The following is a 17,434-nucleotide window of genomic DNA, read 5'->3' as shown; positions in this document are numbered from 1 at the left end:
TAGAGAAAAGACGAGATTCATGAGCAGCACCTTCACCCCCGAACAGGCCCCCACCCCCGGCTATAGCGCAGCGGACGCCGAACGCTGGGTTCCCGAACACCACAAGTTTGTCTACCGCTCGCCCTTTGAGCGCGACCGCGCCCGTGTGTTGCATTCTGCGGCTCTGCGCCGTCTCGGTGCCAAAACTCAGGTGGTTGACCCCGATACCGACGACTTCGTGCGTACCCGCCTGACCCACTCCCTGGAAGTTGCCCAGATTGGCCGCGAGTTGGGGCGCATGCTGGGCTGCGACCCCGATGTGGTCGATACTGCCTGCCTCTCCCACGACCTAGGCCACCCGCCCTTTGGGCACAACGGTGAAACCGCCCTCGACCGGTTAGCGGCGGACGCCGGTGGTTTTGAGGGCAATGCCCAGACCCTGCGCCTGCTCACCCGCCTTGAACCCAAGGTGATCAGGCACGACGGCGGTTCTGCCGGGCTAAACCTGACCCGGGCGTCCTTGGACGCAACCTGCAAGAACCCCTGGACCCGCGCCAACGCCCCCGCCCGAACCGACGGCAAGCCCAACCGCAAATTTGGCGTCTACACCGATGATCTGCCCGTCTTTGAATGGCTCCGCGCCGGGGCCGCTGAAGCCGGGGCTGCCCCCACCCAAAAATGCCTGGAAGCCCAGGTCATGGACCTCGCCGACGATATCTCCTACTCCGTGCACGACGTTGAGGACGCCGTCTTCGGTGGGCATGTGCAGCTTGATGACCTGAAAAAGGCGGACGCCCGCCAACAGGTTTTCGACAAAACCCGGCTCTGGTACCTGCCCGGGGTTGAGGACGCCACCCTCGACAAAGCCCTAACCCGCTTAGAGAACCTCAACCGCTGGGTGCCGAATATGACGGGGACCCGCTCGTCCATGGCGGCTTTTAAGGCCCTTACCTCTAAGCTCATTGGGCGTTTTGCTGCCAGCGCTATGCTGGCAACCCGCGACGTCTACGGGGACGAACCGCTCACCCGCTACCAGGCCCAGCTGGTGGTGCCCGAAGAAACCGAGCACGAAATCGCCGTGCTCAAGGGTATAGCCACGGCATTTGTGATGGCTCCCCGCGATGCGGCAGCCGCGCAGACAACCGAGGGGAACCAGCAGGAGATCCTTGAATTCCTGGTGCACGCCCTCTTTGATAACCCCAACTACCTCGACCCGGTCTTTGCCGCTGACCTGCAGGAGCTGGGGCGCAATGACGATACCGCCCGCCTGCGCCTGGTGATTGACCAGGTCGCCTGCCTGACCGACCGCTCCGCGGTCGCCCTCTTCAAACGAATCACAGGAACCCACTGGGCGGTTGGCGATAAACCGCTGTGGTAGATACACACTGCTAAGGACGTGACACATGAGATACAAGAAACCCATCAAACAGATTTTCATGGCGGCCCTGGCGAGCCTGCTCATCGGACTGCTCGCCGGGTCACTGACCGGCCTGTGGATTGTGGGCATAGGTTCCTTCATCGTGACCCTGTTAATTGCGCTCTCACCGGAATCCTTCGGGCTGGGGCGCACCCGCCCGGGGCCACTCGACGACGATCTCTACAGCTAAACATATTGGTGCCCACAAGGCATAAACCCTCAAGCCTCGGCTTGACGCCCCCGACTAGAATTGAACCCGTGGCAGGCTTAATCAAACGAGAAGACATTGACGAGGTGCGCTCCCGCACCGACATCCGCGAAATCATCGAAGGGTACGTAACCCTCAAATCCGCCGGTATCGGCTCTTTCAAGGGGCTGTGCCCCTTCCACGATGAACGCACCCCGAGCTTCCACGTGCGCCCCCAGATGGGCACCTACCACTGCTTTGGCTGCGGCGAATCGGGCGATGTGATCAGCTTCCTCATGGAAATGGACCACACCTCCTTCACCGAAACCGTCGAAAAACTTGCCGCCCGTATCGGCTACGAACTGCACTACGAGCAGGGTAGCGGCATGAGCCGCGAAGAGGTAGGACGCCGCCAGCGCCTCCTCGATGCCCACAAGATTGCAGCGGAGTTCTTCCAAAAAAACCTCTACACCCCTGCCGCCGTTGAAGCCCAAAAGTTTCTTGGCGCCCGCGGCTTCGACCCCGCAGCCACCCAAAAATTCGGGGTGGGCTTTGCCCCGCGCGGCTGGGATAACCTGCTCAAATACCTCATGAACAAGGGCTTTACTACCGAGGAACTCCGCGACACCGGCATGTTCTCAGAGGGGCAGCGGGGCCTCTACGACCGTTTCCGCGGGCGTATCATCTGGCCCATCCGCAACATCACCGGTGAAACTATTGGCTTCGGCGCTCGCCGCCTCTTCGACGACGACCAGGGGCCTAAATACCTCAACACCCCCGAGACCGCCCTCTACAAAAAATCACAGGTCCTCTACGGGCTTGACCTAGCCAAACGTCCTATCGCCAAGAAGAAGCAGATTGTGGTCGTCGAGGGCTACACCGACGTCATGGCAGCCCAGCTGGCCGGAATCGACACCGCCGTCGCCACCTGCGGCACCGCCTTTGGCACCGACCACATCAAAATCGTGCGCCGTCTCATCTCCGACGACGGCACAGGCGGCGAAGTCATCTTCACCTTCGACGGCGACGCCGCCGGCCAAAAAGCCGCCCTCGCTGCCTTCTCAGAAGACCAGCGCTTCGTCGCCCAAACCTTCGTGGCTGTCGCCAAAGACGGCATGGACCCCTGCGACCTGCGCCTAGCCCGCGGGGACGCTGCCGTGCGCTCCCTCATCGCCTCCCGGCGTCCGCTCTTCGAATTCGCCATCGACGCCACCCTCGCCAACTACGACCTCGGCACCCTCGAAGGGCGTGTGCGCGGCATGCGCGCCATCGCCCCCATCATCGCCGGAATCAAGGACGCCGCCCTGCGGCCAGCCTACGTACGGCAAGTTTCAGGGCAGTTAGGGCTAGACGCCGCCGAAGTGCAGCGGGCCGTCAGCGCAGCGGCAGCTAACCCGCAGGCGTCCGCCAGCCAGCGAGCCGAAGCCGCAGAAGCAGAACGCGCCGCCCGAATCGCAGCAGAAGAAGCCCCCGCCCCCGTAGAAGACCCCTACGAGCTGCCTGACCTACGCGACCCTGTAGCCCGCACCGAGCGTGAAGCACTCGAAATTGTGCTGCAATACCCCCAGTACCTCTCCCTCGAACAGTGGCAGGAACTAGCCACCGTGCACTACCGCTACCGGGCCCACAGCGGCATCGCCCAGGGCATCATTGGGGCAGCCTCCATCATCGCTCCTGAGCCCGGAGCCACCTGGGTCAATACCGTGCGAGCTTATGCCCCCGAACCCGTCCACGCGCTCATCGCAGAACTCACCGTCGCCCCCATCCCCGCCCGCACCGACGACCAGCTCAATCGTTACTCCCGCGACATACTCAACCGCCTCTTTGAACAAGAAATCACCCGGCAAAAATCAGATCTCCTCATGCAGCTCCAGCGTCTATCGCCCCAGGACAACGCCGAGGCCTACCGGGAGATCCAACAGCAACTCCTCACTCTCGAACTCCGCCGCCGCAGCAAAATGCAAGGCCAAGACTAAGGTGTGATGCAGTTAACTCAATCTCGATTTGCACGGGGTAAAAACCCCGTGTAAAGTTATTACTCGTTGCAGCGATGGAAACAAAGCAAACAACATTCCCCCGTAGCTCAATTGGCAGAGCATTCGACTGTTAATCGAAGGGTTACTGGTTCGAGTCCAGTCGGGGGAGCAAATAAACAGCCCGGTCTTATGGCCGGGCTTTTTTGTATGCTTACGCTCCCCATGTGTGGCACTGGCTCCCAAATGTTGCGGCGCCACTGCCACATCTGGGCATCAGTGCCACCGCTGCCCGAAACGAGAAAGACGTCATCACTTGGCGTCACCACCTTCACCAGCACCCCGAACTTTCAAACCGCGAGACAAAAACAGCGGCCTACATCGTTGAACGCCTCAAGGATATGGGCTTCGCAGATACTGACATACAGCAAAACATCGGCGGAACCGGAATCATCGCCACCCTACGAGGGAGCACCTCCTCAGAAAAGGCTGTTCTCTTACGGGCAGACATGGACGGCCTGCCCGTCAAAGAAGAAACCGACCTGCCCTATGCCTCTGAAGAAGTAGATGAAAACTACCCCGGTGGCCCTTTTCCCGTTGCCCACGCCTGTGGTCACGATTGCCACGTCGCCATGCTTTTGGGCGCAGCGCGTGCCTTCGCAGAGTACCGAGAGGAACTCGCCGGAACCATCTACTTCGTCTTCCAGCCAGCAGAAGAAGGTGCCCCGGTGGAAGAAGAGGGCGGTGCTGCCCACATGCTGACTGACGCGGCCTTTGATTCACTTGACCCCCAGCCAACTCTGGCCTTTGGTATGCATGTGATTCCTGCACCAAGCGGCTATGTGGGGTGGGCCTCGGGCGTGCAGCACGCTTCATCTGAAATGGTCAAGATAACCGTGCACGGTGAACAGGTGCACGGCTCATCGCCGTGGGCGGGGCGAGATCCGATGCCAGCGGCTGCAGACATCATCAGCGCCATGGGGCAAATCTATCGCCAGATAGATGCCAAAGATGCGTTTACTATTTCTATTGGTCATGTTGAAGACCAGGGGCGTTTTAACATCATCGCCAGAACCTGTTGATGGCGGACGCGGTTTTGCTCCTAATCACTCACCGCGTTTCTACGCTAACGACGAAGTCCTCATCACCGGCGTCCGAATGCACCTTGCGGTTGCGCTGGCCCATCTTGAAACAACGCAAGACTAAGAACCAATAATCGCATCACAAATCGGGGCGCAGTCGCCACAAGCCCCTAAAAGCCGGTAAACTTACTATTTGGTACACGTAATACGCAAGCACGCTTATCGACACAGAGAGAGGTGGCACATGACCACTCCTAACGACCTGAACGGCTCACGCCGGGCCCAGGGTCTGCGCGCCGGCTTCAACAACATCAAAGCTAGCGTGACGAACGTGGCTGACGCGGGCAAGGTGCTCACCAACCTAGCCCCTAAGCAGCTCAAAGACGAAATCCAGATCGCCAAGATTGAGGTCAAAGAAAAGGGCATCGCCCTGGGCAAGGGCGCCGCGGTTGCCGCAGTAGCCCTGGTCTTCGCCCTCTTCATGGCTGTCGCCCTGGTCATCCTGGCCTACGTTGGCCTGGCCTCCATCATGCCTAACTGGGCGGCAGCTCTGGTTCTATTCGTGCTCTTCCTGCTCCTTGCCGGCATTGCCGGTCTGGTCGGCTTCAAGATGATCAAGGCCCAGCTGCCCTTCAAGCCTGAATCAGCTATCTTTGGTCTGCTCTATGACCTGGGCGTGCTGAAGGAAGGCTCTGCCATGACCTCCAAGCGCCTCAAGCGCGAGCAGGCTGAGAAGGCAGAAGCCAAGAAGGCCGAGCAGACGTCAGAGGAGAAGAAGGACGGCGGCGAGCAGCAGGCACCTGCTACCCCCGCCCCCAGCAAGGAACAGCTCCTGCAGCGCACCAAGCAGCGCCGCGAGCACCTCAAGACCCTGCGCGACGACATCGAGACCTACTCACGCGACGTGCAGGCCGGCGCTCAGGGGCTGGTACAGAACGCCAAGACCTCCGCAAAGAACGCTCCTGCTACCGCCGTTGACGGTAGTAAGAAGCTGGCCGCAAACGCCTCGAACCCTGAGACCCTGCAGGCCCACTGGAAGTCCTTTGCAACCCTGGCAGCTTCCCTGGGAGCCTTCTTCGTCTTCCTCGGCAAGCTCATTAGCCGCCGCAAGTAAGACCCTGCCCTGCCTCAGATGAGGCGGCACAAGCGTCCTTGCCCCCCCCAGGCCCGCCCCGGCAGAACCGCCGGAGCGGGCCTGGCTTTTTGGGCGGCAGGGAGCGGACGCGTGTGAGCCCCGCCGAATCCGCCGCCGGGCTGATGCGTGGCTGCCGAAAACCCTGTAAGGTCAGTGTGACACTGAACGAAGAGACCTCGAAAGGGCCCCTGCATGGCTGATAAGCCTCTGACCGTCCTCATTGGCGCCGATACCTACCCGCCCGACATCAACGGGGCTGCCCAGTTCTCATCCCGTCTTGCCCATGCCCTCGTGGCTCGAGGCCATACCGTGCATGTGATGGCGCCCAAGCAGGATAAGGGCGTAACCAGCTGTCATACTGTAGATGGCATCGTGGAGCACCGTATGCGCTCCCATAAGGTCGTTACCCACCCCTATATGCGCCTGAACTTCCCCTGGGAGATTTACGCTGAGGCTGATCGTCTGGTGCAGGAGATTCAGCCCGATGTTATTCATATTCAGTGCCATTACATCATTGGGCGGGTGCTGGCCCGTGTGGGCGCCAAGCGCGGTGTGCGCGTTGTTGCTACAAACCACGTGATGCCTGAAAATATCACCCCCTTCCTGCCTTTCAATGAGCGTGTTAATGCTGTGCTCGAGAAAATTTCATGGAGCGATATGCGCCGGGTGCTCAGCCGGGCAGCTGTGGTCACCACCCCCACCCAGATCGGTGCGGACGCCATGGAGAACGCCGGTAAGTTCCAGCGACCTGTTCTACCGGTATCGAACGGTATTCAAAGCTCTGACTATGAGCTGGCACCCGGTGAAACTATTGAGAAGAACCCCGGTGAGTTAAGTATCTTCTTTGCAGGCCGCCTGGCGGTTGAGAAGAATATCGATGTGCTGATTGAAGGGTTCTCTAAACTACCCCAGGAACTGCGGGAACGTACCGTCCTTGAAATTGCGGGTACCGGTGAAATCCTCAACCAGCTCCAGGACAAGGCTCATGCTTGTGGGGTGAGCGATCGTGTGCGCTTCTTGGGGTATGTATCCGACGAAGAACTGCGGGCAGGCTACCTGCGGTGCGATGTTTTCTGCCAGCCGGGCACAGCCGAGCTACAGTCACTGGTGACACTTGAGGCCATGAGCGCTTCTAAACCCGTGGTTCTTGCTAACGCCCTGGCTCTGCCTCACCTGGTGGAGCAGGGAAAGAATGGTTTTCTCTTTGAGCCGGGCAACACGGATGAACTGGCAGGCTACCTTGCCCACATCTTGGAGCTGCCCGAACAGGATCGGCTGGCTATGGGGGAGTACTCACACCAGATGGTCACCCGTCACGCAGCCGATAAAACCTGGGAAACTTTCGAGTCCCTCTACCGCTCCGATGAGCTGTACCGCCAGTTCGTGGAACACCGAGGCTAGACTCTGCCGAGGTAACCTATCGCGCACAAAACGCGCAAGATAGGTGGAGTGCCTGCCGTACTGGCTCAATGAGTGGTTTGGTCGGCGCAGTGTTTTTAGGTATTCTTAGTGGCAGTGCCGCTTGCAAAAGCTGTGCTGTGGGGCCTTAGCTCAGCTGGTTAGAGCAGGGGACTCATAATCCCTTGGTCGCGGGTTCAAGCCCCGCAGGCCCTACCGGTTTCATCCTCTATCTCAGATCGTCTTGAGATAGAGGATGTTTTTTTATTCCATATCGTGTGGATCATGTCTTTTATGGCTCCACAACGTTTCCATTGTGCTCTCTTTTCCTGTTCCCACTTAGGGCAGAGAAAACATAGTGGAAAAGCAGAAAGAGAACTAAAGCTAGATTCAATAAGAGAATCAGCACAATGATGATAGCTAAAATTTTTAGCACGGGGTACTCCGGGGTGGGGGAAATGTAACTTGTTACCGATGGGGGGGAAGATAGTACAAGTTGCAGGGGGCTTGTGTCGTTAAAGTTGCTTTGAGTCTTAGTGTGCGTGGAATCGGGCGGGTAGGTTTGTCGCCGGTTGGTGTCTTCCTCTAAAATTGAACAGTGTTCAAAAAAACATATGCCCCAGCAAAGTCGCTGATTGAACGCGACCGTGGCCTTCTCTGGCACCCTTATGCTCCCTTGGAATCACGCCCGTTATATGCCGTAACAGAAGCGCAAGGTAGTGTCATTACGCTACAAAGCGCTGAAGGCGCCACCTATTCCGCACTCGATGCGATGAGTTCCTGGTGGTGTCAGGTCCACGGCTACCGCAACCCTGCCCTTGACCGGGCGCTGGCTGAACAAGCGGCCCGTTTTTCCCACGTGATGTTTGGGGGTCTCACCCATCAGCCTGCTATTGAGCTGGCTGAGCGGCTGGTTGCGCTGAGCCCCGAGGGGCTTAACCACGTCTTTTTGGCTGATTCTGGTTCCATCTCTGTGGAGGTGGCTCTCAAATTGGCTGTACAGTACCAGAGCGCTCTGGGTAAGCCTGAACGTCGCCGTTTTATTGCTCTGGAGGGCGGCTATCACGGCGACACTATCGGTGCCATGGGAGTGAGCGACCCCGCTGGGAGTATGCACCGGGACTTTTCCCACTTGGTCACTTCTCAGTTCTTTGTACCCCGGCCACCTGCCGCCCGTTACCTGCCCCAGAGCGACACCTGGGAATGCGATGAAGCCGAGCAAATGCAGTGGGAAGAAACAGTGAGCACCCTGGTAGGCCACTACGCACAAGAGTCTGCCGCGCTGATTCTTGAGCCGGTGGTTCAGGGGGCCGGCGGTATGTTCTTCTATCATCCGAGGTGCCTCAACCACCTGCGTGCCCTAGCCGATGAGCACGGTCTTCTACTGATTTTTGATGAAATTGCGACCGGTTTTGGGCGAACCGGACGGTTGTTTGCTGCTGAGTGGGCTGGGGTGACTCCCGACGTGATGACGGTGGGCAAGGCGCTGACCGGCGGGTATCTAACGCAGGCGGCAACTCTGGTAACTAGTCCGGTGGCCGATGTAATTAGCAATTCTGTGCATAAGGCACTGATGCACGGGCCAACCTTTATGGGCAACCCATTGGCGAGCGCGGTTTCCTGCGCTTCCCTTGACTTGCTGACGGGTGCCTTACCCGCCGATGAGGGGTACCCCAGTTCGCTGTGGTCGGATCAGGTTCCCGTCATTGGTGAGAATCTGCACAGGGCGCTTGCCCCTGCCCGTGAGCTTGAGATTGTTCAGGACGTGCGTGTGCTGGGTGCAATCGGTGTGGTGGAGCTGGTGCAGGACGTTGATATCCCTGCTGTAACCGAGTGTGCCTTAGAAGCCGGTGTGTGGGTACGTCCTTTCCGTAAGACGGTTTACACCATGCCGACCTATATTAGTAGCCCGCACGATGTGGAGCGTATTGGTGCGGGTATCTGTAGTGCCCTTGAGAGGGTGTACGGCTGATGGCAACCGGTTACCGGCGTCTTGTGGAGCAGGCGCAAAAGGTGCGGGCCGCCCGCGGGCTGGAACGTCAGACTGCTGTCTTGGGGCCGGTTGCGTGTGACTTGGCAACTAACGACTATTTGGGTTTGCGCTACCACCCCAGGCTTATCGAAGCGGGGCGGCGGGCGCTATCAGATTACGGGGTCTCTGCGAGTAGCTCGCGGGTGGTCAGCGGCACCCTGCCGGTGCACCGCGAACTGGAAGAGGCCTTGACCCACCTGCTTGGAGCGGAAGAAGCTCTGGTCTTTTCGAGCGGTTATGCCGCTAATCTGGGGCTATTGGCTGCGCTGAGCAGGCCTAATGCCCTGCTGGTGATGGATGAACACGTTCATGCTTCTCTGCACGATGCGGCCCGTCTGGGGCAGGGGCAGGTCAGCTTTTTTGAGCACAACAACCTGGTGCAGGCTGAGCAACTCTTGGCGGCTAGTTCTAGTGCGGTGAAAGTGCTGGTGGTTGAGGGTATTTATTCGGTGCTGGGGGATAACGCGGATATAGCGGCCTGTTCTGAACTGGCTCTGCGCTACGATGCCCTGCTGGTGGTTGACGAGGCCCACTCGATAGGGGTGCGCGGTGGTGGCCGGGGGCTGGTGGCTGAGTCCGGTCTTGCTGGAGCTGAGCATATTGCGGTGACGCTTTCTTTTGGCAAGGCTCTTGCCTCCCAGGGCGGGGCAGTGGTTGCTAGTGCGGGGATTCGAGATTACCTGGTGAATAGCGCTCGCTCTTTTATTTTCGATACGGCTCTCTCGCCGGTGAACGCCGCAACCGCCTTAGCGAGTACCCGCCTCATCAGCCAAGAAGGGCAGGGCTTAAGCGCCGAGGTAGTGGCCTGTGCACAGGCCATCAGCGGTGAGCTAGGGCTGGAACCGGCCGCCGGTGCTGTACAGTCTTTCCCCATCGCGCAGGGGTCGGGGTATGCCCGCCAGGTGCAGGAACGTCTAGCGTCACGCGGTGTGGCTGTGGGCTGTTTCCGCCCGCCCGCTGTACCCGACGGTATAGCGCGTCTGCGGCTGACAGCCCAGGCAGGCCTTGACCCCCAAGCCTTAAAAACAGCACTTGACCTAGTACGAGAGGAAGTGGCCCCGTGAGCGCGCCGCTAGAGCACTCCCAGCCTGAGCCTATCTGGGATATGAGTCTGCCAACCAACGGCCAAAAACTGGTCAGCCGGGCAGAACTTTTGCAGGGCTACTGGCCTGTTGCGGGGGAGAACCCCTACCTGCTGGTGGGTGGTTCTGAGGCTATCCGGCAGGTGATGGGCGATACCGAAACTTTTGCCCCCGATAACGCGCTCACCGCTGTTACTCCTTTGGAACCGGCCTCCCTACGGATTCTGCTGTCCTACGGGTTCTCTCTGCCGGAGGTCTTAGCCAGTGCAAAGGGCCAGCTCCACCGTTCCGTGCGTAAAGTGGTCACTTCTTTCTTCACGCCCCAGAAGGTACGCGCCCAGGAGGAAGGTGTGCGGGCCCGCATGAGGGCGGTGCTTGCTGACCGGGCATCGGGTGCGGGGCAACTACCGGTTTTCCACCTGCTCCCAGTGGCTCTGATGCAGGAACTCACCGGTGTACCCCGCCAGGACTACCTCGCCCAGGGGCTTGATGAGGCAGAACTTGCCCGTTATTCCCTGGACTCACTCGAACTCTTCTGGGGCTGGGTGGAGCCTGAGCGCCAGCAGGAACTGGCCCACCGGGCAGGGGAATTCCACCGCAAGCTCTCAGCTCTGGTCGCTGGGTGTGCTGAGCGGCCGGATACCCTTTTCGGTGCGCTGGCCAGCCAGAAGATTGAGAGCAAGCGGATTGTCTCGCTGGCCTATTTTCTCGCTATAGCGGGCCAGTACACCACCTGCCTGCTCATGAACTCGATTCTTCATGCGGGAGTCACCGGGCAGTGGGGTATTACCCTGGGGCAGTGCGCCGACTTTTCCCGGGCACAAGAGCTGGTGCGTGCGGTCCTCCAGGCAGAGTCTTCGGTACCGACCTGGCGGAGGGTTGCTACCGCCGACAGCTCGGTTGGAGGGTGCCCCGTCCATGCGGGGCAAGAAGTCCTGCTTGAAGTCAGCGGCCCGCAGAGCGATGACTACCGCATGGCCTTCGGCTGGGGTGCCCACCGTTGCCTGGGTGCCCTTTTAGCCGAATCAGAATGTACCTGGATGCTTCACAAGCTGGCCTGCTGGCTCGAGCACGAAAAGCTGAGCCTGCATCTGGCCGAGGAACCCCGCTGGCTTGATCTGCTGTCCTACCGTGCTCCGCTGGAGCTGAAGTTTGAGGTGAGAAATGAGTTCTAGCGCCGTGATTTATCACATTGTTGGCACAGATACCGACGTGGGCAAGACCCTGGCAACCGCCTGCCTGGCATCTGCCTTGGAACAGGCGGGCAAACGGGTCGCTATCTACAAGCCAGCCCAAACGGGTGTTGCACCGGGGCAACCCGGTGACGCTGATTTTGCCGCCTACCTGTCGGGCGCAAGGGCCTTTGAGGGGAGCCGCGCAAGCCGCCCTCTAGCGCCGGTGGCCGCCGCCCGGCTTGACGGGTTTACCCTGCCGAGCTTGCAGGAACACGCTGACCGTATCGGCCTGCTCACCGCCGACTATGATGCCGTTATTGTCGAAGGTTCGGGTGGCGTCACCGTGGACATGGCTGAGGGGGAGCCAGGCTCAGCATACAGCTCCCACAACCAGGCCGACCTCATGGAGCTTTTAGCCAGGGCCGGGCACAGCGCAACAACCTTCCTGGTTGCCCGAAGCGGGCTGGGAACCCTCAACCACTGCCAGCTCACCGTCTCCTACCTGAACCAGCGCAACCTGCCGGTGGAAGGTATCATTATTGGCTCCTGGCCAGCCCAGCCCAGTTATACAGAAGAGAGTAACCTACGTGCACTCGCCGAGATGGGGCACCGCGTCCTTGCCCTGATACCGGCCGGACTGGGGCGTGGCTTTAGCGCGGGGGAGAGTACCGAACTGGACTGGGCAGAGACGGACCTAGCCCATTTCAGGGCAATTGCCGTTTCTGCCTGCGGTGACCTTGCCGCCGGGCACTAAGAACCGCGCTAGGCAGCGAAATCATCACCGATAGGTAGAAGGACGCTGGGCTCTTCAAGTCCCAGTAGGAGCAGGGGGTTCGTGTAATCGAGCCTCCTGCGTGCTGTTTCAGAACCCGGGGCTGGTTCCCTCACGCCCCAGTGTAGGCAAAAGCTCGAGGTACAGTGCTGGATATTAGAGTCAAGCTGGGCGATAGCGTCCCCGGCCTGCACCCGGCTACCTACCGGCAGCGGATTAGAAACCGGTTCAAAGGACGAGCGCCGCCCGTCCGGGTGCTCAAGGGTGAGCACCTGCCGGTCAACTACGGTTCCAGCAAAAACTACCTCCCCCTCATAGGGGGCAAGGACGCTCCCACCTGCTTCCAGTGCAAGGTCAACGCCGCGGTGCCCGGCAGCCCAGCGGGCAACTGGTTTCTCAAAGCCCCGAACCACGGTAAGCTGCCCCTCCACAGGGGCCTGCCAGGGCGGCGTCTGCCCCGCAAAAGCTAGCGGGGTTACTGCCCCTACTAAAAGCAGGGCACAACAACAAACCCCTAGAAATCTCACAAGCCTTCTAGAGATCAATACAAGAAAAGACACGACAAAACCCTTTCGGTCGGAGCCCGCCCCTTACCCCAAGCGGCGCCAACCGTAGGTTGTCTCCATCTTTACCACTGGAAACCTGCCACCACAAGAGTTAAAATCCCGGTGATTAAAGCCCAATAATGCGGTATAGTTGTTGATTGCAGTTTGCCCCTGCACCCTGCCCAAAATAGGCAGTGCAAGGGTAAGGGGAATCCCTTTACATAGAGACCCCTCCTTGGCGAGCCGTTCACGCGAGCTTCACCCGGGATCTGACGTCGCGTAACGCGAAGCAACTAGCCTCTAGTTGATAAGGAACTTTCGGTCCGGCACACGCCGGTGAAGGTCTGAGACAGCTTCGTCACTCCAACGAAAAAGTCTGAGCGTTACCAGGGGAGCGGGTCTTGCGCCCACATGCTCCACATGTAAACCGATAACTACTATGCGCGGAGCGGAGCTAGCCTGGAATCAGGGGCCCGCCCGGCACCCCTAATACATAAGGAGACGACATGCCCGTCGTAACTATGCGCCAGCTTCTCGATTCAGGTGTCCACTTCGGTCACCAGACCCGCCGCTGGAACCCCAAGATGAAGCGCTTCATCCTCACCGAGCGCAACGGCATCTACATCATCGACCTGCAGCAGTCACTGGCCTTCATCGACCAGGCTTACGAAGCTGTTAAGGCAACCGTTGCTCACGGCGGCACCGTTCTGTTCGTTGGTACCAAGAAGCAGGCTCAGGAAGCCATCGCTGAGCAGGCTACCCGCGTGAACATGCCCTACGTCAACCACCGCTGGCTCGGTGGTATGCTCACCAACTTCGCAACCGTTTCAAAGCGCATCGAGCGCATGAAGGAACTCGAGCAGATCGACTTCGACGACGTCGCAGGCTCACAGTTCACCAAGAAGGAACTGCTGCTTCTGCGTCGCGAGCACGAGAAGCTCGAGAAGACCCTCGGTGGTATCCGTAACCTCACCAAGGCTCCCTCACTGATCTGGGTAGTTGACACCAAGAAGGAACACCTGGCTGTTGACGAAGCTCAGAAGCTCGGCATCCCCGTAGTTGCTATCCTCGACACCAACTGCGACCCCGACGAAGTATCCTTCCCCATCCCCGGCAACGACGACGCAATCCGCTCCGTCAACCTGCTCACCCGCGTCATCGCGGACGCAGTTGCTGAAGGTCTGCTGGAACGCGAAAACAAGAAGGCCGGCAAGTCAGCTAACGCTTCTGAAGAGCCCATGGCTGAATGGGAGCGCGAACTGCTCGAGCAGCACGAAGCTGCTAAGGCAGAAGCACCCGCTGAAGAAGCTAAGTAAAGCCTCATACGAGAAACGGCACCCGCCCACATTCGGTGGGTGCCGTTCTCACCTCTTCTGCCGAAGATACCGGCAGGAACCCAATAGATTTCCCTAATCTGTTCAAAATATAAGGAGTTCACCATGGCGAACTACACCGCAGCCGACATCAAGGCTCTGCGCGAAAAGACTGGCGCAGGCATGCTCGACGTCAAGAAGGCCCTCGACGAGGCCAACGGCGACCAGCAGAAGGCAATGGAAATCATCCGCGTTAAGGGCCTCAAGGGCGTCACCAAGCGCGAAGGCCGTGCAACCGCAGAAGGCCTCGTTGCTGCACGCGTAGAAAACGGCGTCGGCTTCATGATTGAAGTTAACTCAGAAACCGACTTCGTTGCTAAGTCTGAGCCCTTCATCAAGTTCGGTAACGACGTTCTCGAAGCAGCAGTTGCCGCTAACGCTTCTACCCTGGAAGAACTCAAGGCAGCTTCTTACGAAGGTAAGACCGTCGACGAGCTCACCACCGAAGCAGGCGCCCTGCTCGGCGAAAAGATCGTTGTTCGCCGCGTAGCTCGCGTTGAGGGCGAGAACGTTGCAGTTTACCTGCACAAGACCTCCAAGGACCTGCCCGCACAGGTTGGCGTTCTGCTCGCAGTAGCTGGCGAGAACACCGAGGAAGTTGCTCACGACGTAGCTGTTCACATCGCTGCAATGAGCCCCAAGTACCTCAACTCAGACTCCATCTCAGCTGAGGACATCGAGGCTGAGAAGCGCGTTGCTGAAGAAACCGCACGCGGCGAAGGCAAGCCCGAGCAGATCATCCCCAAGATCGTTGAAGGTAAGCTCAAGGCTTTCTACAAGGAAAACACCCTGCTCGACCAGGACTTCGCTAAGGACTCCTCAAAGTCTGTAGCTGCAGTTCTCGAGGAGAACGGTGCAACCGCAACCGCTTTCGAGCGTTTCCGCGTCGGCGCCTAATACTCATCAGGTGTGATTGAGCACCAAAAAAGCTCATAGCTCAGGGGAGCCCCGCACAGGGGCTCCCCTTTGCCGTATGCTAGAAACAAAGCGCGCAACGGATGCCGCAAAAAATTTTTGACCTTTTTCAGGAGGGCCACCATGGCAGAGTCAACCCGAACCATCCACCGCGACGACACTGGCCGTCGCCGCGTCCTACTCAAGCTCTCCGGCGAGGTCTTCGGTGGCGGTGAAGTCGGTATCTCCACCGAGGTCGTCCGCGGCATTGCAGAACAGATTGCCTCAACCATCGGCCAGGTCGAAGTCGCAGTCGTCGTCGGTGGCGGTAACTTCTTCCGCGGCGCAGAGCTTTCAGAGGCTGGCATGGACCGTTCCCGCGCCGACAACATCGGTATGCTCGGTACCGTCATGAACTCTCTTGCCCTGCAGGACTTCCTTGAGCAGGCCGGCATCGACACCCGCGTTCAGTCTGCCATCTCCATGCAGCAGGTCGCAGAAAACTATATCCCCCGCCGCGCCATCCGCCACATGCAAAAAGACCGCGTCGTCATCTTCGGTGCTGGCGCAGGTCTGCCCTACTTCTCCACCGATACCGTCTCAGCCCAGCGTGCCCTCGAAATCCATGCTGACGAGGTCCTCGTCGCCAAGAACGGTGTGGACGGTATCTACACCGCCGACCCCAACAAGGACCCCAACGCCGAGCGCCTCTACAAGCTCACCTACGACGAGGCCCTCAAGCGCAATATCCGCGTCATGGACCAGACCGCATTCTCCCTCTGCAAGGACAACAACGTCACCATGCGTGTCTTCGGTATGCAGGGAGAGGGAAATGTGGCTCGCGCAATTTTAGGTGAAGAGATCGGCACTCTGGTCACTGCCTAAAGGCTCCAAGACCACTAGACTAGATAGAGACTACCTATACAGCGCCCACTAACGGGCACAACCCTAAAGGACTAACAACAGATGGTTGAAGAAACCCTGCTCGAAGCCGGCGAAAAGATGGACAAGTCCGTCGAGGCCCTCAAGAACGAATTTGCCTCAATCCGCACCGGACGCGCCAACCCCGCCCTCTTCGCAAACCTCACCGCAGACTACTACGGTGCACCCACCCCCCTGCAGCAGCTGGCGTCCTTCCAGACCCCCGAAGCTCGCACCGTCCTGATTACCCCCTACGACAAGAGCGCCCTGGGTGCCATCGAAAAGGCAATCCGCGATTCCGACCTCGGTGCTAACCCTGCCAACGACGGCAACGTCGTGCGCGTTGTCATGCCCGAAATGACCGAAGAGCGCCGCAAGGAATACATCAAGATGGCAGGCCACAAGGCTGAAGAAGGCCGCGTTGCTGTGCGCAACACCCGCCGCCACGCCAAGACCGCGCTCGACAAGCTGGTCAAGGACGGCGAAATCGGTGAAGACGAGGGCGCACGCGGTGAAAAGGAACTCGATGCCCTGACCAAGAAGCACATCGACACCGTTGATGCGCTGCTGAAGTCCAAGGAAGCTGAACTGCTCGAGGTCTAAATCCGAATGACTGTTCAATCTCAAGAACAGCCGCCCCAGGCCTCTAAAGCCGGCAGGAACCTACCCGCCGCCATCACCGTCGGCCTCGTGCTGGGCGCGTTGCTGGCGGTGGGTTTGTTTTTTGTCCCTCTTATTCTTGTGCTCCTGGCGGCTGCTGCCGTGTCGGTAGGTACCTGGGAGGTCTGCCACGGGCTCAACCAGAAACGCGGCATGGGAATCCCCGTTATCCCCGCCGTTGCAACAGCCTTTGTCATGCCTTTTGCCGCCTACTATGGGGGCGGGTCCTGGCTGATTTTTACCGTGGTCGCCTCGATTCTGGTGCTGATTGGCTGGCGTATCGTGGGGCACCGCGACGGCATGATTATGTCGATTATGGGCTCTATCTTCGTGATGTCCTGGGTGCCCTTCATGATTTCCCTGGCCCTGTTGCTCTACCGCGAAGAATCGGGCCCCGGCAAGGTGCTCATGATTCTGCTCATGGCTATCGGCAACGATACCTGGGGCTACATCGCCGGCGTAAAATGGGGTAAGACCCCCATGGCCCCCAAGATCTCTCCCAAGAAAACCTGGGAGGGCTTTGCCGGGTCGATGGTGGGCTCCATTATCGTGGGCATCATCTGTTCGCTCTTCATCGGTGACCCCTGGTGGTACGGCCTGATTGTGGCGATTTTCCTGGTCGTAGCTTCAACAGCGGGCGACCTGGGGGAATCCATGGTCAAGCGTGAAATCGGAATCAAAGATATGTCGCATATTCTGCCTGGCCACGGTGGCGTGATGGACCGCCTGGATTCCATCGTGTTCGCTATCGCCATCGGCTACGTGATTTTCTCGGTACTCTCAGCTCTCTTCTAAGAGGCAGAGGGCTG

Annotated in this window: 16 protein-coding genes and 2 tRNA genes; 17 read left to right on the top strand and 1 reads right to left on the bottom strand. The window is 59.2% G+C overall.

What is annotated here, in order from left to right:
* The first annotated feature begins 19 nt into the window (after positions 1 to 19).
* The 12 genes from HWU94_RS08390 (at position 20) to bioD (ending at position 12,214) form a co-directional block, all read left to right on the top strand.
* Positions 20 to 1,357, top strand: a complete 1,338-nt coding sequence (locus tag HWU94_RS08390; RefSeq protein WP_185173316.1) for a deoxyguanosinetriphosphate triphosphohydrolase — start codon at positions 20 to 22, stop codon at positions 1,355 to 1,357.
* 25 nt (positions 1,358 to 1,382) lie between these two features.
* Positions 1,383 to 1,586, top strand: coding sequence for a hypothetical protein (locus HWU94_RS08385; RefSeq protein WP_185173315.1), 204 nt, complete (start codon positions 1,383 to 1,385; stop codon positions 1,584 to 1,586).
* A 68-nt stretch (positions 1,587 to 1,654) separates the two neighbouring features.
* A complete protein-coding gene (dnaG, locus tag HWU94_RS08380; protein WP_185173314.1) occupies positions 1,655 to 3,559 on the top strand; it encodes a DNA primase in 1,905 nt (634 codons plus the stop codon).
* A gap of 96 nt (positions 3,560 to 3,655) precedes the next feature.
* Positions 3,656 to 3,728, top strand: a tRNA-Asn gene (locus tag HWU94_RS08375).
* Positions 3,729 to 3,783: 55 nt separating this feature from the next.
* A complete protein-coding gene (locus HWU94_RS08370; protein ID WP_221625836.1) occupies positions 3,784 to 4,638 on the top strand; it encodes a M20 family metallopeptidase in 855 nt (284 codons plus the stop codon).
* 244 nt (positions 4,639 to 4,882) lie between these two features.
* Positions 4,883 to 5,752, top strand: coding sequence for a phage holin family protein (locus HWU94_RS08365; protein WP_185173313.1), 870 nt, complete (start codon positions 4,883 to 4,885; stop codon positions 5,750 to 5,752).
* A gap of 213 nt (positions 5,753 to 5,965) precedes the next feature.
* Positions 5,966 to 7,174 (top strand): glycosyltransferase, encoded by a 1,209-nt coding sequence (locus tag HWU94_RS08360; protein ID WP_185173312.1) that lies wholly within the window; start codon positions 5,966 to 5,968, stop codon positions 7,172 to 7,174.
* Between the two features lie 139 nt (positions 7,175 to 7,313).
* A tRNA-Ile gene (locus tag HWU94_RS08355) sits at positions 7,314 to 7,387 on the top strand.
* A gap of 382 nt (positions 7,388 to 7,769) precedes the next feature.
* Complete coding sequence (bioA, locus tag HWU94_RS08350) at positions 7,770 to 9,143, top strand: adenosylmethionine--8-amino-7-oxononanoate transaminase (RefSeq protein ID WP_185173311.1); 1,374 nt, start codon at positions 7,770 to 7,772, stop codon at positions 9,141 to 9,143.
* A complete protein-coding gene (locus HWU94_RS08345; protein WP_185173310.1) occupies positions 9,143 to 10,267 on the top strand; it encodes an aminotransferase class I/II-fold pyridoxal phosphate-dependent enzyme in 1,125 nt (374 codons plus the stop codon). Before bioA ends, HWU94_RS08345 begins: the two co-directional genes overlap by 1 nt.
* Entirely contained in the window at positions 10,264 to 11,460 is a 1,197-nt protein-coding gene (locus tag HWU94_RS08340; protein ID WP_185173309.1) for a cytochrome P450, read from the top strand. Before HWU94_RS08345 ends, HWU94_RS08340 begins: the two co-directional genes overlap by 4 nt.
* The gene (gene bioD / locus HWU94_RS08335; protein WP_185173308.1) at positions 11,450 to 12,214 is read left to right on the top strand and encodes a dethiobiotin synthase; all 765 of its coding nucleotides are present in this window, start codon (positions 11,450 to 11,452) and stop codon (positions 12,212 to 12,214) included. The genes HWU94_RS08340 and bioD overlap by 11 nt, the downstream gene beginning before the upstream one ends.
* A gap of 8 nt (positions 12,215 to 12,222) precedes the next feature.
* On the opposite strand, the gene HWU94_RS08330 is transcribed toward bioD, so the two are convergent.
* Positions 12,223 to 12,663: a M23 family metallopeptidase gene (locus HWU94_RS08330; RefSeq protein ID WP_244955938.1), complete on the bottom strand. Its 441-nt coding sequence runs from the start codon at positions 12,661 to 12,663 to the stop codon at positions 12,223 to 12,225.
* Between the two features lie 620 nt (positions 12,664 to 13,283).
* Between HWU94_RS08330 and rpsB the strand changes: the two genes are divergently transcribed.
* From rpsB to HWU94_RS08305, 5 genes are all read left to right on the top strand, one after another.
* Entirely contained in the window at positions 13,284 to 14,093 is an 810-nt protein-coding gene (gene rpsB / locus HWU94_RS08325) for a 30S ribosomal protein S2 (protein WP_185173307.1), read from the top strand.
* A 123-nt stretch (positions 14,094 to 14,216) separates the two neighbouring features.
* Positions 14,217 to 15,047, top strand: a complete 831-nt coding sequence (tsf, locus tag HWU94_RS08320) for a translation elongation factor Ts (RefSeq protein ID WP_185173306.1) — start codon at positions 14,217 to 14,219, stop codon at positions 15,045 to 15,047.
* A gap of 141 nt (positions 15,048 to 15,188) precedes the next feature.
* A complete protein-coding gene (gene pyrH, locus HWU94_RS08315) occupies positions 15,189 to 15,929 on the top strand; it encodes a UMP kinase (protein ID WP_135012806.1) in 741 nt (246 codons plus the stop codon).
* Positions 15,930 to 16,010: 81 nt separating this feature from the next.
* The gene (gene frr / locus HWU94_RS08310) at positions 16,011 to 16,568 is read left to right on the top strand and encodes a ribosome recycling factor (RefSeq protein WP_185173305.1); all 558 of its coding nucleotides are present in this window, start codon (positions 16,011 to 16,013) and stop codon (positions 16,566 to 16,568) included.
* A 6-nt stretch (positions 16,569 to 16,574) separates the two neighbouring features.
* Positions 16,575 to 17,420, top strand: a complete 846-nt coding sequence (locus tag HWU94_RS08305; RefSeq protein ID WP_185173304.1) for a phosphatidate cytidylyltransferase — start codon at positions 16,575 to 16,577, stop codon at positions 17,418 to 17,420.
* The last annotated feature ends 14 nt before the right edge of the window (positions 17,421 to 17,434 follow it).

The organism is Rothia nasimurium (assembly GCF_014217215.1).
Classification (GTDB): Bacteria; Actinomycetota; Actinomycetes; order Actinomycetales; family Micrococcaceae; genus Rothia; species Rothia avistercoris.
This window is presented reverse-complemented; position numbering and strand designations above follow the sequence as displayed.